The following is a 15,251-nucleotide window of genomic DNA, read 5'->3' as shown; positions in this document are numbered from 1 at the left end:
CGGCTCGCTCGTTCTCGCTGCCGCTTGCACGTCCTCCTCCATCCGACCCGGCGCCGCCCCCATGTCCGACATCCGAGCGCACGGCCATTTCGTTTCGCGCCAGCTCGAACGCGACGGCATCGTCCACCGCTATCAGGTGTTCCTGCCATCGCGCCGCGCCGGCGGCGAGCGGCCGGCCTTGATCATGTTCCTGCACGGCTCGGGCGAACGCGGCGACGACAACCGCAAACAGGTCGAGGTCGGGCTCGGGCCGGTGGTTCGCTCGCGCCTCGACGAGTTTCCCGCGATCGTCGTGTTCCCGCAGATGCATACCGACCAGGCCGACCTCGAACGCTTCGGCGACACGGCCTTCGCGATTCTCGATGCGGTGCAGGCCGAGTTCGGCGGCGACCCGCAGCGGGTGTTGCTGACCGGTTTATCGCTGGGCGGCTACGCGAGTTTCGAGCTCGCCTTGATGCAACCGGAGCGCTTCGCCGCGGTCGTGCCGATCTGCGGCGGCTTCGACCCGCCGGAAGCGCAGTTCGTCGCGCGCCGCAAAGCGCTGGGCGGCGTGTCCAGCCACGACGAAGCCGCACAGAAGCTGCGCGGCATTCCGTTCTGGATCTTCCATGGTGCGAAGGACGACGTGGTGTCGGTGGACAACTCGCGCCAGATGGTGGCCGCCCTGAAGCGCGCCGGTGCCGAGGTGCGCTACACGGAATTCCCGGAAGCGAAGCACAACAGTTGGGACGCGGCCTATGCGACCGCGGCGCTGTGGCCTTGGTTGTTCGCGCAGCGCAAGCCTTGATGGATTCGCATCGTTCGCTGGAGGAAAACAAATCCCCCTCAATCCCCCTTTTGCAAAGGGGGAGGCCTAACGATGGGTGTTGAGTGATGCAGCGAGCTGGTGAGCGGCACCGCTAACGGCGGCCTGCCTGGACATGCACCAAGCAAGGTTGTGCCAGCCGCATAGCGACGAGCCGCCAAGACGACCTTCCCCCTTTGGAAAAGGGGGACCGAGGGGGATTTGCTCTCCCCTTACGCCCGGCGCAACAACCAGCCGCCGCACAACCAGCGAATCAAGCCTTCTTCAAGAACTCGGTCTTCAGCACGAGTCCCTTGACCTTGTCGACGTTGCACTCGATCTCGCCTTCTTCGTCGGTCAGGCGGATGTTCTTGCACAAGGTGCCGCGTTTGAGGGTCACCGAGGTGCCCTTCACTTTCAGGTCCTTGATGAGCAGCACCGAGTCGCCGTCGGCGAGCGGGGTGCCATTGCTGTCTTTCACGATCATGTCGATATCCGGTAAACGGCCGCGCCACGACGGCGCGGCGAAAAACATCAGCCCTTGAGCAGGGCCTCGAGCACCGCCATGCGCACGGCGACGCCATTGGCAACCTGGGTCAGGATCAGCGATTGCGGGCCGTCGGCGACCTCGTCGGTGATCTCGACGCCGCGATTCATCGGCCCCGGATGCATCACCACCGCATCGGCCGCCGCGCGCTTCAGGCGCGCCGCGCTCAAACCGTAGTCGCGGTGGTAGTCCTGCAAGGAACTGACCAGGCCTTCTTCCATGCGCTCGCGTTGCAGGCGCAGCATCATCACCGCGTCGACGCCGTCGAGGGCGGCATCGAAGTCCTGGGTCACGGTGCAGCCGTCGAGGGTGCCGTCGTCGGGCAACAGCGAGGCCGGGCCGCAGACGCGGATCTCGCCGGTGCCGAGCGTACGCAGGGCCTGCAAGTCCGAGCGCGCGACCCGCGAATGCTTGACGTCGCCGATCATCGCCACGCGCAGGCCCGAGAAATCGCGGCCCTTGGCCTGGCGCAGGCTGAGCATGTCGAGCAGGCCCTGGGTCGGGTGCGCGCTGCGGCCGTCGCCGGCGTTGACCAGGCAGGTGCCTTCGCGCGCCTGCTCGGCCAGCGCGGCAACCGCGCCGTCTTCGCGATGGCGGACGATGAAACCGCGCACGCCCATCGCTTCGATGTTCTTGAGGGTGTCGAGCGCGGTCTCGCCCTTGCTGGTCGACGAGGTCGAGGCGTCGAAATTCAACACGTGCGCGCCCAGTTGCTGGGCGGCGAGCTGGAAGCTCAAGCGGGTGCGCGTGGAGGGTTCGAAGAACAGCGTGCAGACCGCGATGCCGTCGAGCGCGCGGCGATCGTAATGGCCCTCGGCGAAGGCCTGGGCGCGGATCAACAGGGCTTCGAGCGTCTCGCGCGAGGCATCGGCCAGGCTCAGCAGATGGCGCGAGCCGGCGACGGTGGAAACAGGGGCGTTCATAGGTGCGGAAGCTCGTCGATATCGGTTGCGTCGTCGGGTGAAGCCAGCCAGCGTTCGACGATCACCGCCGCGGCCACCGCATCCAGCGCCTCGGCATCGCGGCGGCGCTTGCGGCCTTCGGCGCGGTCGGCGGCGAAGCGGTGCGCGGCCTCGATCGAGCTGGAACGCTCGTCGACCAGCACCACCGGAAGTTTGTAGCGCACCCGCAGTTGCCGGGCGAACTCGATCGCGCGCACCCGCGCCGGCTGATCGTTGCCTTCCAGGGTCATCGGGTCGCCGACGATGAAACCGTCGGGGCGCCATTCCTTGTGCAGACGGTCGATGGTGCCCCAGTCGGGCCCGGTGCCGTGCACATCGATGACGGCCAACGCACGGGCGCCGTGGCCGAAGGCGCTGCCGACGGCGACGCCGATGCGGCGCGAACCCACGTCGAACCCTAGTACGGTGCCGTCGCGGCGGATGCTGACGGGCTTGCTCGCCACCGAACTCATGCGTGACCGGCGTAGTCGGCCAGGTGAGCGAAATCGACGCCGATGCGCCCCGCCGCCGCCTGCCAGCGCACATCGAGCGGCAGCTCGAACAACAGCTCGGCGTCGGCCGGCGCGGTTAGCCAGTCGTTCTCGGTGATCTCGTGTTCGAGCTGGCCCGAACCCCAGCCGGCGCAGCCCAGCGCGACGATGGCGTTGTCCGGGCCTTCGCCCTTGGCCATCGCCTCGAGGATGTCGCGCGAGGTGGTCAGGAACAGGTCGTTGCCGATCACCAGGGTCGAGTCCCAGCGGGTGCCGCCGTCGTGCAGCACGAAGCCGCGTTCGGGATGGACCGGGCCGCCGGCCAGCACGACCTGCGAACGCAGCGACTCGTCGCCGCCGTCCACGCCCATCTGCCCGAACACTTCGCCGAGCGTGTATTCGGAGGGGCGGTTCACCACGATGCCCATCGCACCGTCGTCGTCGTGCTGGCAGATCAGCGCCACGCTGCGGGAGAAATTGGTATCGGCCAGCGCGGACAGCGCGATCAGGACCTGATTGGCGAGGGGTGTGGGCATCACGGACATGGCCCCATTCTAACCGCCCCGACGCGAATTCGGACCCGCAAACGCACGGTCCGCGGCCAGCCCCGAGGGCCTGCGTCCCGAATCCAGGACATGTCCCGGCCCGCGTCCGGCCCGCGCCCGGCCATACGGTCCGCGGTCCAAGCCCCTGGATTCCCCCGGGCCCGCGCACCACAATCCAGATCCGCATCCCACGAGGTTCCCATGTCGGGCTATTGCGACATCGCACCGGGCCACCCGGTCCACGGCCACTACCACGATCACGAATACGGCTATGCGCGGCGCGACGAAGCCGAGCTGTTCGAGCGCCTGATCCTGGAGATCAACCAGGCCGGCCTGAGCTGGGAAACCATCCTGCGCAAGCGCGACGGCTTCCGCCGCGCCTACGGCGGTTTCGACGTCGACACCGTCGCCGGCTACGGCGAGAACGACCGCCTGCGCCTGCTCGAAGACGCCGGCATCATCCGCAACCGCCTCAAGGTCGACGCCGCGATCCACAACGCCCAGGTCGTTCAGGGTCTGCGCGCGAGCCACGGCGGCTTCGCCCAGTGGCTCGACGCCCACCTGCTGCTGGACGGCCGGCCGCGCGACAAGGCCGCGTGGATCAAGCTGTTCAAGCAGACCTTTCGTTTCACCGGCGGCGAGATCACCAACGAGTTCCTGATGAGCCTGGGCTACCTGCCCGGGGCCCATCGCGAAGATTGCCCGGCCTACCGCCGCATCGAGCAGCAAGGGCCGTATTGGCAACGAGCGCAGGCACAGGCCAGCGCGCCCCCGGCTGGACCCAAGGCCGCGCCCAAGCCGGCCGCCAAAAAAGCGGCGGCAAAAAAGGCGGTCACGAAAAAAACGGCCGCGAAGAAGACCGTAAGCAAAGCGCCGGCGCGCAAACCCCGTCAGAGCGGCTGAAACCGAACGTCACGGACGGCAGTGCCGCACCCGCCTTCGCCGGCCGGCGGGCACCGCCATAACGACCCAGGCCATCGATCAAGGACCGAACATGAGCACGGCCCCCGCGCTGCCCCGTTCCACCCGCGGCTTCATCGTCGCGATCGCCCTGCTGCAAGGCCTGTTGCTGTACCTGGCCCGTAGCGGCCACGTCCTCGATGGCCACAGCGCGCAAATCTGCTGGTATGCCCTGGTGCTGTCGGTGCCGACCGCGATGATCCTGTCGGTGCAGGAGTTGCGCGACCGCCGCTTCTGGCAGCAGAGCCTCGGCCTGGCCGCGATCTATGCCGTGCTGGCCGCGTGGGCCGGCTGGAGCGTCACCGGTGTGCCGCAGATCAAGGCCGGCGCGGTGCTGTGGCCGTTCGGTGCGAGCGTGGCGATCGCCTTGTTCATCGCCCTGCCCTACCTGCAATGCCGGATCGCCCACCGGCGCTGGAGCGCGCCCTACCCGGACCTGTTCGAGTACGGCTGGCAGAACGCCCTGACCCTGATCCTGACCGGCGTGTTCGTGGGCATCAGCTGGGGCGTGCTGGCCTTGTGCGCGGTGTTGTTCGAGCTGATCGGCATCAAGTTCTTCGGCGACCTGTTCTCGGACCCGCGTTTCGCCTATCTGGCCACCGGCACCATGGTCGGCCTGGGCATCCTGGTCGGGCGCACCCAGCAGCGACCGGTGCAGGTCGCACGCCAGATCCTGTTCGCGATCTTCAAGGGCCTGTTGCCGCTGCTGTCGTTGATCGCGGTGCTGTTCGTCGTCAGCCTGCCGTTCACCGGTCTTGACGCGCTGTGGCGCACCCGCTCGGCGACATTGATCCTGATGTGCCTGATCGCCCTGCTGGTGTTGTTCGTCAACGCGGTCTACCAGGACGGCGAAGGCGAACCGCCCTACCCGGCGTGGCTGCGGCGCATCGTCGAGGCCGCCCTGCTGAGCTTGCCGATCTACGCCGCACTAGGCCTGTACGCGCTGGGCCTGCGCATCGCCCAGCACGGCTGGACCGGCGACCGTTTCTGGGCCCTGGTCGCTTCCTTGCTGCTGAGCGCTTATGCCTTCGGCTACGCCTGGGCCGCGCTGCGGCCGCGCCAAGGCTGGTTGCGCCCGCTGATGCGGGTCAACGTCATCGTTTCATTGGTCGCGTTGGCATTCGCGATCGCCGCCAACTCCTGGCTGCTGGACCCGCACCGGCTCAGCGTCGGCGACCAACTCGCGCGCCTGCACGACGACCGCATCGCCGCGGAAGATTTCGACCTCAGGCACCTGCGCTTCGATAGCGGCCGCCGCGGCTACGAAGCCTTGCTGGCCCTGCGCAAGGATCCCAAGTTCGCCACGGCTGTCGAGAAAGCCGAACTCGAACGCGTCATCAAACTCGACACCCCCTGGGATTACCTGGCCAACCGCCCCGACAAGTCGCCGAACACACTCGCTGCGGTGCGCGAACACATCAAACCCGCACCCGGCGCCGACGCACCCGACCCGGCCTGGCTACAGGTCGTGCTCGACGGAAAGCTGTTCACGCCTGATTGCCTCGGCGAACACGCCGAATGCCTGCTGTTCACGCCCGACCTCGACCGCGACGGCCGCAACGACTACCTGCTGTGCAACACCAACCGATACGGCGCCAGCTGTTTCGTCTACGCCTTCGAGAACGGAGCCTGGATCAAGATCGGCAGCAGCTACCTCGGCGACCGCTTCGAAGCGATCCAACCGGCCCTGCGCAAAGGCGACATCCGTCCGGTGCCCCGCCGCTGGGCCGATTATCAATTCGGCGAAGGCGGCGAAGTGATTCGGCTGGAGCTTGAGCGCGTGGAGCGTGCGAAGGCGGCGGCGCCGGCCACGGCTACGAAACCTGAGTAACCCTAACTGCGCCTGATCGTCGCTCCCTTGTAGGAACGGCGTAAGCCGCGACCAAGCTTCGCGATGAGAGACCGTTCCGACCTCTAGCGAGGCGGGACCGAAACTGTGTGCCGCCCTGCTGAGAAAGCCAGCTCACGAAGTCGATAGGCGCCTCGTCCCTGCGCCACGCACCTATCCGCTCGAAGACTCAACAAAAACGATAGTTGCATCCGGCACCGCGTAATGAACCATTCCCATTTCGGCAGTTTTGACAAGCACGCCGTTCGAAAGATAACCCCCGCCCACCATTTCCTTCTTTGTGAGCCAATCTTCATATCCATCGAGACAAAGCCAACGCTCAAAATCACAGACGACAAGCCCCTGCACTGCGCCCTCGACCAGGACAATATCTCCGACGGCCATCTCCCTATCAAGATCGACATAATTCATCAGGCAGGGCCTTTGAAATTAAATCAATGAACGGGTTTCACAGGAACCCAACCAGGTTGCAAGTCATCCGCCGGCTGCTGCAAAACCTGAGTAGCCGCAACTGCGCCTGATCGCCACTCCCCGCAGGAGTGGCGTAAACCTCGTCCCATCGCTCATGGAACGAGCCTGAAGTCGGATGCCGGACCGGTGCGGCTTGCCCTTCAGCCAACCTGCATCGCATCAACATCCAACGTAGCACCGATTTTAACGAGCAGCTTGAGCAAGGGGCTATCAAGAAAGAAGCCGAACGGCTCTTCGCCGTCGCAGTATTCCACGACGATCTGTGCGCTGAAATCGACTGCCAATCCGGATACGGCAGCAGTCAAGGCGGGCTCGTACGATTCGAGCATCGTCAACAAGCGATCCTCAGGCCGACCCGATGTTACGCGGACCTCGTCGCTCATCCAGTAATCCAACAGGCCCAGCGTCAACGGCGAGCCATCATGCTTGCGGCGACGCAGCATGCCGGGGATATGTCCGTCGATGCGGCTTGCGAACTCAAGCAGTGCCTGAGAGCAGTCGCTGACGCGGCCCTCCGCACGAAGATAGATACGGAACTCCATTACGGATCAGATCCTTAGGAAATGCACTCAGGCTCGCGCCGCTATCCAGCCCAATCTATTCGATGCGCCACCGCAAAAGGAGGCCCAAGTGTTGAATCCTCACAGATCCCGGGGGCACTCATCGTGCCATCGGAAATAGATGTCGGTCGGAAACAGCTTGCTCAGCTCGGGCACCTTCTTCTCCGGGACGAGGCCATTGCAGCCCCGATATTTCACTTCCACAAAAACGTGCTCGACCGAGCCTCCGGCCTCATTGAGCACTAGACGCCGCCTATTTCTCCGCCAAGTACCTGATTGTTTGCTCTCGGGGCAAATATCGCAGTCCACAGAAGACATATAAGTCCCGTCCTTATACAGCTCAAAGGAACTTGTGACTCTTATACCCCTAACCCAAAGTTCGCCTGGCGCATGCGTTTCCGTCGAGCAAGACGAGGCCGCCAGTAACAATGCTGCGCTCAAATAACGAAGAGCATAAATTCCCATAACGTCCAAACCTAGTTCAAACCGTATGTACCATTCGCTATCGAAGGTATATTTCTTGCCGTATCACGAATCGCCCGGAGAATAACCCTTCTGCACTTTTCATCACACTTGTCCAGTTGCCTAAGCTTGGCCGCCAGGCAACGCAACTGGGCAGCATGCGCTGAGAACTCACTCAACATTCTTTGCGCATGATCGTCATCACCGAGATACCTCACGCTTCCGTAGCCATCTTCCCAAAACCTCTCCGTACATATAGAAGAAGATAGACCTTTGGCGTTTTTTATATGCTCATTCTCATGAGCAACGACACAGTCCCTTACAGGGCCGGGGCACTGACCATAATCCCGCTCAAGCGCTTTATCGTTATAAATTGGAACCAACTTTCCTTCATAACATGCGACCCACCCAAGAACATCACCCCCCCTAACATACCCATTACCGAGTACCGGACGTAGCCCGTAGAAATCCCATACTGAAAGGGGAGAAGCATTTGAGTATGCATAAGTATTAAGCCCGCCTTTCAAGCCGATCGGATCACTCTGAGTATACCTACCGACCGCTGCATCATAGTCACGGAAATAATTATAGTTCACCCCGCTCACAGAGTCATAAAGCTGCCCCGGGAATCTCATATCCAGCACAAAAGCGCGTCCATCCTGATCAGGATCTTGATTCGGCGAACTATTGCCGAACGTTTCACCCTTTACATCCCAATTCCATACAGCCACATTCCGTATCGCATCTATGACGACCCGCGGCGTCGCCAAATGATCTGGCTCGATGTAATGAAGCGCATTGTTTCCGACAAACAAACCAACAGGAAGATGCTCCATCCAAACGACTTGCTGAACCACATCCCCATTGCCGTCGTACTCTCCTAACCACCTGCCAGACTCATCATAAATAGCATAGGAGTTCCCGCTCCCGATCTGTTTACGAACCTGCTCGCCGCGACCATTATAGAAATAGGCTTTCAGCAATGTCGGACCTTGTTTGAGCTCACTGCTTCGACCCGCATCGTTATAGACGAAGGTTTTGCCATCGACTTGCGTGGCATTGCCGCTTGCATCGTAGCTACGAGAACTGCCCGAGTTTGCGTGAATCAATCGATGACTATCGGCTGGATAAGTGTATGTGTGAGCACCTCCGGCGTTCGCGAAGCTCAGACGATTGCCTGTCGCATCATAGGTATAGCTCTCAATCGCCTCATTTGTAGGCCCATCACGAAGATGGGTCAGGCGATTAAGCGCATCGTAGTCATACGCCAATAGCGGATTTGTTGCACCTGCGGGGGTCAATTTATTGATATTGCTGACGGCATCGAAACCAAGACCGAAAGCCAAACCACCGGGAGCGGGATCGGAGACCGCGACAGGGCGATAATCAAGATCGACTGGGCGCGACATGACGCGCCCATTACCATAGATCCAACCCGCAACGGGGCCGAATGCGTGATAGCTCACCTGATTTAACAACACCTCGGTTACTCCCCCGACACCGCCCTTGGCATCGATCCGGCTGATGCGCCCCTGCACATCGCGTTGATAGTCGACCGTAGCACCATTGGGATAGGTGATGCGGTTTAACTGTCCAGCCAAATCGTAGGCGTACTGGAGGGTAAATACCTTACCGTTCGTGGTCTGCACTTTACGCACTGTATGACCGAAGCGGTCGTAGCAATATTGCGTACTCCCACTGAAGTCGGTCATCAAAGTCAAACGCCCTTGAGTGAAATTTTCACCTGCAGGGCAAACGGCCGGCACACTGTCGTAGACATAGGCCTCATTAAGGCCGCTAGTCGGATAACTGACGGCGACTAAACGATTGAGTGCGTCGTAGCTATAGGTGCGCTCGACACCACGCGCATCCGTATCGCCCTTGAGGTTACCGGCACTGTCATACAAGAAAGTGCTGACACCCGTGTCCGGGCTCGATAGGCGGACTTTATCGCCAAATCCGTTGTACCCGTATGCCGTCTTCAGGCCCTTCGGATCACTGACCTCAGTTAGACGATCAAGCGCATCGTGTTTGAACTCGATCTTGGCATTGATGCCGCCGACGTCCTGCAGGGTCTTGGCGAGACGGTCGAGCGGATCGTAGTCGTTGTCGGTCATGCGGCCCAGGGCATCGGTAGTGACGTCGCCGTTGCCGCTGGCGTCGTAGCTGAAGCCGGTGGCGTGGCCCTGCGCTGTCTTCGCCGTCTTGAGTTGGCCCAACTGGTTATAGACGCGCGACAGGGTCCGCATCAGCGCCCCGTTGCTGTCGTTCGTGTCTTCCTTGGTCCGGTTGCCCGCACTATCGAGCGTGTAATGGATGCGGTTGCCGGCGTTGTCGTAGATGTCGGTCAGGCGATGCGCCGCGTCGTATTCGTAGCGCACGAACATGCCGTCGGGCTGGATGACTTTCTTGACCTGTCCGATCAGGTCGTACTCCATGCGGGTGATGGCGTCGTCGGCTTCCGAGCCGTTATTGGCGCCGCGCACCTTGCGTGCCGCCAACCAACCGCGCGGTGTGTATTCCAGATCGGTCACGACGCCGTTCGCGTCCTTGCTGGACAGCGCGCGACCGGCGACGTCGTAACGCAGGAATTCGGTGGCGTGGCCGAGCGCGTCGGTGACCTTCCACAGGTCGCCCTTGCGGTAGGCGCAGGTTGCGGGCGATGTGGCGCACGCGGGGGCGTCGCTGGCGTAGTACGAGTAACCGGTCACGTCGGCCACATCGGTGCGCGGCCCGTCGACGGCCTTGACCGCGCCGAGCACCGGGCAGTTTCCGCCTGCGGCGACGTCGGCCGCCTCGCAGTAGGTCGTCGTGGTGGTGCGCTCGGCATTGGTGACCGGATCGACCTGGGTCGAGGTCACGACTTGGCCGCGGTCGTTGTGGGTCCACTTGGACTTGGCGACCAGGACGTTGGCGTTGTCGAGGGTGCGACGTTCGGTCGGCTTGGTATAACCCGGATTCCAGTCGGTCTGGATCTTGCGAGTGACGGGGGTGACGCCCTGCCCGGACGTGCGGCCTTCGATGCGGCTGACTTCCTGGAACGAGTCGTGCTCGTAATCGGTACGGTAGCCGCGCTCGTCTTGGCGCCACCAGATGCGCCCGTTGTAGTACTGAGCCGTGGATACGCCCGCGTTCGATCCATCGGTGCTCGACAGTGCGATACGGGTCGGCCAGCGGAACGCTTCCGAGGAAAACTCGTAGAGTTTGCTCGCACCCGTCGGCAGAGCGACTGCCACCGAACCCGAAGTGTTGTAAGTGTGAGTAACCCTACCGGCACCGCCAGCATGCTCGCTGGTCGTGGTCCGGCCGGACTCATCGTAACTGTAAGTGGCGAAACGCTGCCCGGCTTCGTCGATGATGCCGGTTAGTTTGTTGCCCCACAGAGCCGGATTGCAGCCAGCGATCGCTTGGCCGGCCGCATTACGGCAAACCCGGTCACTCTCGCCATACAAGTACTGCACGCCTTCGCCTGCTCCGACGCCGCCCTTGCTGGCGTGAGTCAGACGCCCGGCCGTGTCGTAGACGTACTCGACCAACCAAGCGCCGGCGCTTCCGATGCGGGCGATTCGTAAACCGTCGTCACCGGGCTTGGCGGTGGTGGCCGATACGTACTCGAAGCCGAGTTCGCGACCCGAGGGGCTGCGCACGCGCAGCAGCTTGCCCGGGGCCGGACAGCTGCCCGCCTGCACGTCGGACGGGGTGCAGTAGTCCAAGCGGTACAGGCGTCCGCTCACCTCGTAGGCGCTCAGACGCCCAAGGTCGTCGAACCATTCCAGCCTGGACGAGGTCGACAGCCGCCAGCGGCCCTTGTTCGCGGCAATGGCGTCGGGCTCGCGGATCATGATCGCGCCGGGACGATTGGCTGAGCGATAGGAGGTGTCGTTTACCTTCCCCATCAGTTCGTAGTAGCCGTCCGAGCCCAACAAGGTATCAGGCAGCCCCTGGTACAACATCAGGCGGGCCGAGTACGAATGCGCCCAATGATCGGTCAAACCGGAGCCCAACTCGAAATCGCCGATCGAGTTGTAAGCGCGAATGAACGCTTGACCTTCCCAGTCGAAATCTTCTTCGCGATGCTCCTTGTTCCCGGTAGCGGCGACGACCGGATTTCCGTCCTTGCAGCACGAGTCGAATTGCTTGGATCGCACAATGATCTGCGCATAGGTGTCGTTGAAGCAGACGTTCGGCCAGTTGACGCCCGGATTCGGCCAGCCGGCATAGAACAGCATCGGGCATTCGTACCAGTCGTGCCGCGCGATATGCCACTGATGGGTCACCGTCGGAATGGGATTGACGTTCAGAAAACGCGCGCGGGTATCGCTCGAAATATAGTCGCGCGCCTGGTACAAGAATCGCCCTTCGGGCCCCCAGCCACGCGGCGTGCCTTCGTCATAGGAACCGGTGAAATAACCGGGCGGTGGTGGCGTTTCATAAAGACTGGATTTGTAGATGTCGGCCTCCATCGCCGACTCGTCCTTGCACCAGATCTCGCCATTCGGAGCCGCCTCGCCCCCCACCGAATTATCCGAGCCGCAGCCGCGGCTACGTGTGCCGACGGTAGACGCGCGGTAAAAGTCGCCTACATACGTAGGCGCGCGCGGCTTGACCTTGTACTCGCGGGCAAAGGCACCCTCGCCGAAGGAGCGCTCTTCGATCTTTTCCAGGAACGCATTGCCTCGCGGCGTCGCAGGTTCGGTGCGGATGTAGCTTTCCGCTTCCGCGAGCGTGTTGAAGCAGGCATTCTCCTGCGCAGGCATGTAACGTGTCGCGCAGTATTCGTTGGCAGCGCGCGCGCCTCCGGGCACTAGCCACGCGGCAAGCGCCAGGCAAACGATGGCGGGAAGACGAAGGGCAAAACTGGAGGGCATGGCGGGTTCTTCCGATGAATGCGCCGCCGCAGCGGCCGGACATCCTGGGTCCTGTACGTACGATGGCAATGTGCCGGTGTCGACGAACGGGCGACCGGAGGGCTGAGGCCCGGCGCGATGATCCTTGACGGCCGTCTCAAGAATTCGGACGGCGTAAGCAGTTCACGAATATCACACTAAGCCGGCAAACTCGGACCATTGCGGTTGGCCCGACCCTGCGCGGCACCGTGCGTGCGCACGGGCTGGTGGGGATCGAAATAGCCTCATCGACGGCTCTGCCGCTCGACCGCAAAAAAAACCCGGCCGAAGCCGGGTTCTTCATTTCTGACGATGTCGCCGATGCCTCAGCGCACTTCGGCCACTTCCACGCCGTCCATGCCTTGCGACAAGGTGCGCGCGTCGCCGCCCTGGGCGAGCTTGATGCGCAGACGCACTTCGTTCTGCGAGTCGGCGTAGCGCAGGGCGTCTTCGTAGCCGATTTCGCCGGCCTGATAGAGCTCGAACAAGGCCTGGTCGAAGGTCTTCATGCCGAGCTGCACGGATTCCTTCATCAGCTCCTTGAGCTTGTGGATCTCGCCGTCGCGGATGTAGTCCTGGGCCAGCGGGGTGCCGAGCAGAATTTCCATGGCGACGCGGCGGCCCTTGCCGTCCGGGGTCGGGATCAGCTGCTGGGCGACCACGCCCTTGAGGTTCAGCGACAAGTCCATCAGCAACTGGTCGCGGCGGTCCTCTGGGAAGAAGTTGATGATGCGGTCCATCGCCTGGTTGGCGTTGTTGGCGTGCAGCGTGCACAGCACCAGGTGGCCGGTTTCGGCGAAGGCGATGGCGTGGTCCATGCCTTCGCGGGTGCGCACCTCGCCGATCATGATCACGTCCGGCGCCTGGCGCAGGGTGTTCTTGAGCGCGTTCTCCCAGCTGTCGGTGTCGATGCCGACTTCGCGCTGGGTGATGATGCAGCCTTCGTGGCGGTGGACGAATTCGATCGGGTCTTCGATGGTGATGATGTGGCCGGTCGAGTTCTGGTTGCGGTAGCCGATCATCGCCGCGAGCGAGGTCGACTTACCGGTGCCGGTCGCGCCGACGAAGATGATGATGCCGCGCTTGGTCATCGCCAGCGTCTTGATGATCGGCGGCAGGTTCAGCTCTTCGACGGTCGGGATCTTGGTCTCGATGCGGCGCAGGACCATGCCGACCTGGTTGCGCTGGTAGAAGCAGCTCACGCGGAAGCGGCCGACGCCGGTCACGCCGATGGCGAAGTTGCACTCGTGGGTCTTTTCGAACTCTTCGCGCTGCTGCGGGCTCATCACGTTGAGCACCAGATCGCGGCTCTGCTGCGGCGTCAGCGGGTTCTGGGTGATCGGGCTGATCTTGCCATGGACCTTCATCGACGGCGGCATGCCCGAGGTGATGAACAAGTCCGAGGCGCGCTGGTGCGCCATCAGCTTGAGGAACGAGGTGAAGTCGATGGCGCCGGTGGCGGGGCTGGCCGGATTGGGATTGGCTGGGTTGTTCATGGGGCTACCTCCTCGGGAGGTCTGGAACTAGGGGAAGTCGTGCGCAAGCGGCGATCGGCGCGGTGCGGAGGCCGGCGAAGCGGGAAACTTCGCCGGCGGGCGCATCAGTCGAACAAACGCTTGTCCTTCGCGTACTCGCGCGCCTGCGGCCGCAGGATCATGCCGCGCTTGACGAGGTCTTGCAGGTGCTGGTCGAGCGTCATCATGCCGTGGCTCTGGCCGGTCTGGATCGCCGAGTACATCTGCGCGACCTTGTCTTCGCGGATCAGGTTACGGATGGCGGGGATGCCGACCATGATCTCCCACGCCGCGGTACGACCGCCGCCGACCTTCTTGAGCAGGGCCTGCGAGATCACCGCGCGCAAGGACTCCGACAGCATCGAACGCACCATCGGCTTTTCGCCGGCGGGGAACACGTCGATGATGCGGTCGACGGTCTTGGCCGCCGACGAGGTATGCAGGGTGCCGAACACCAAGTGGCCGGTCTCGGCCGCGGTCAGCGCCAGGCGGATGGTTTCCAGGTCGCGCAACTCGCCGACCAGGATGTAGTCGGGGTCTTCGCGCAAGGCCGAACGCAGGGCCTCGTTGAAGCCGTGGGTGTCGCGGTGGACTTCGCGCTGGTTGATCAGGCACTTCTGCGAGGTGTGCACGAACTCGATCGGGTCTTCGACCGACAGGATGTGCGCGTACTCGTTCTTGTTGATGTGGTCGATCATCGCCGCGAGCGTGGTCGACTTGCCCGAACCGGTCGGGCCGGTCACCAGGATCAGGCCCTGCGGCTGCTCGATCAGCTGGCGGAAGATCGGCGGGCAGCCGAGGTCTTCCAGCGACAGCACTTCCGACGGAATGGTACGGAACACCGCACCGGCGCCGCGGTTCTGATTGAAGGCGTTGACGCGGAAACGCGCCAGGCCGGGAATCTCGAACGAGAAGTCGACCTCGAGGAATTCTTCGAAGTCGCGGCGCTGCTTGTCCGACATGATGTCGTAGACGAGCGCATGGACCTGTTTGTGGTCCAGGGCCGGGATGTTGATGCGGCGTACGTCGCCGTCGACCCGGATCATCGGCGGCAGACCTGCCGACAGATGAAGATCGGATGCTTTGTTCTTGACCGAAAACGCCAGAAGTTCGGCGATATCCATGCGTGCTCCCCGCACTGCAGGGACCCGTCAACCGGGTCCGTGAAAAGCCAGCCTCAAGGGCTTGATTGCAACTTCAAGCTGGAACCAAACCACCCCTGCGAGGCAGTATAGCCCCCT

General features: G+C 62.8%; 10 protein-coding genes and 2 pseudogenes. 3 read left to right on the top strand and 9 right to left on the bottom strand.

Annotated features, from left to right (window positions below):
- Positions 1 to 61: 61 nt before the first annotated feature.
- The gene (locus ACKN61_RS06960; protein WP_408952874.1) at positions 62 to 787 is read left to right on the top strand and encodes a prolyl oligopeptidase family serine peptidase; all 726 of its coding nucleotides are present in this window, start codon (positions 62 to 64) and stop codon (positions 785 to 787) included.
- Positions 788 to 1,058: 271 nt separating this feature from the next.
- Here the strand turns inward: ACKN61_RS06960 and ACKN61_RS06955 are convergent.
- From ACKN61_RS06955 to ACKN61_RS06940, 4 genes and pseudogenes are all read right to left on the bottom strand, one after another.
- Positions 1,059 to 1,268 (bottom strand): annotated as a pseudogene (locus tag ACKN61_RS06955) (alkylphosphonate utilization protein); the annotation flags it as partial.
- Positions 1,269 to 1,318: 50 nt separating this feature from the next.
- The gene (locus ACKN61_RS06950; protein ID WP_408952873.1) at positions 1,319 to 2,254 is read right to left on the bottom strand and encodes an aspartate carbamoyltransferase catalytic subunit; all 936 of its coding nucleotides are present in this window, start codon (positions 2,252 to 2,254) and stop codon (positions 1,319 to 1,321) included.
- The gene (gene ruvX / locus ACKN61_RS06945) at positions 2,251 to 2,736 is read right to left on the bottom strand and encodes a Holliday junction resolvase RuvX (RefSeq protein ID WP_408952872.1); all 486 of its coding nucleotides are present in this window, start codon (positions 2,734 to 2,736) and stop codon (positions 2,251 to 2,253) included. The genes ACKN61_RS06950 and ruvX overlap by 4 nt, the downstream gene beginning before the upstream one ends.
- A 5-nt stretch (positions 2,737 to 2,741) precedes the next feature.
- Complete coding sequence (locus ACKN61_RS06940) at positions 2,742 to 3,308, bottom strand: YqgE/AlgH family protein (protein ID WP_031370954.1); 567 nt, start codon at positions 3,306 to 3,308, stop codon at positions 2,742 to 2,744.
- A 201-nt stretch (positions 3,309 to 3,509) separates the two neighbouring features.
- On the opposite strand from ACKN61_RS06940, the pseudogene ACKN61_RS06935 reads away from it, so the two are divergent.
- Together ACKN61_RS06935 and ACKN61_RS06930 are read left to right on the top strand one after the other, a co-directional pair.
- Positions 3,510 to 4,073, top strand: a pseudogene (locus ACKN61_RS06935) (DNA-3-methyladenine glycosylase I); the annotation flags it as partial.
- Positions 4,074 to 4,302: 229 nt separating this feature from the next.
- A complete protein-coding gene (locus tag ACKN61_RS06930; RefSeq protein WP_408952871.1) occupies positions 4,303 to 6,099 on the top strand; it encodes a DUF4153 domain-containing protein in 1,797 nt (598 codons plus the stop codon).
- A gap of 171 nt (positions 6,100 to 6,270) precedes the next feature.
- Here the strand turns inward: ACKN61_RS06930 and ACKN61_RS06925 are convergent, their stop codons facing one another.
- The 5 genes from ACKN61_RS06925 to ACKN61_RS06905 all read right to left on the bottom strand — a co-directional run bounded on the left by ACKN61_RS06925 (position 6,271) and on the right by ACKN61_RS06905 (position 15,134).
- The gene (locus tag ACKN61_RS06925) at positions 6,271 to 6,528 is read right to left on the bottom strand and encodes a hypothetical protein (protein WP_408952870.1); all 258 of its coding nucleotides are present in this window, start codon (positions 6,526 to 6,528) and stop codon (positions 6,271 to 6,273) included.
- Between the two features lie 200 nt (positions 6,529 to 6,728).
- The gene (locus ACKN61_RS06920) at positions 6,729 to 7,130 is read right to left on the bottom strand and encodes a hypothetical protein (RefSeq protein ID WP_408952869.1); all 402 of its coding nucleotides are present in this window, start codon (positions 7,128 to 7,130) and stop codon (positions 6,729 to 6,731) included.
- Between the two features lie 494 nt (positions 7,131 to 7,624).
- Positions 7,625 to 12,478, bottom strand: a complete 4,854-nt coding sequence (locus ACKN61_RS06915; RefSeq protein ID WP_408952868.1) for an RHS repeat-associated core domain-containing protein — start codon at positions 12,476 to 12,478, stop codon at positions 7,625 to 7,627.
- Positions 12,479 to 12,822: 344 nt separating this feature from the next.
- Entirely contained in the window at positions 12,823 to 13,992 is a 1,170-nt protein-coding gene (locus tag ACKN61_RS06910; protein ID WP_408952867.1) for a PilT/PilU family type 4a pilus ATPase, read from the bottom strand.
- A gap of 104 nt (positions 13,993 to 14,096) precedes the next feature.
- Positions 14,097 to 15,134 carry a type IV pilus twitching motility protein PilT gene (locus ACKN61_RS06905; RefSeq protein WP_031370959.1) on the bottom strand — a complete coding sequence of 346 codons (1,038 nt, stop codon included), beginning with the start codon at positions 15,132 to 15,134 and terminating at the stop codon, positions 14,097 to 14,099.
- Positions 15,135 to 15,251 lie beyond the last annotated feature (117 nt).

The organism is Lysobacter sp. Hz25 (assembly GCF_046097045.1).
Taxonomy (GTDB): domain Bacteria; phylum Pseudomonadota; class Gammaproteobacteria; order Xanthomonadales; family Xanthomonadaceae; genus Lysobacter; species Lysobacter antibioticus_B.
Note: the sequence above shows the minus strand (reverse complement) of the source record. Positions and strands in the feature narration are given on the sequence as shown.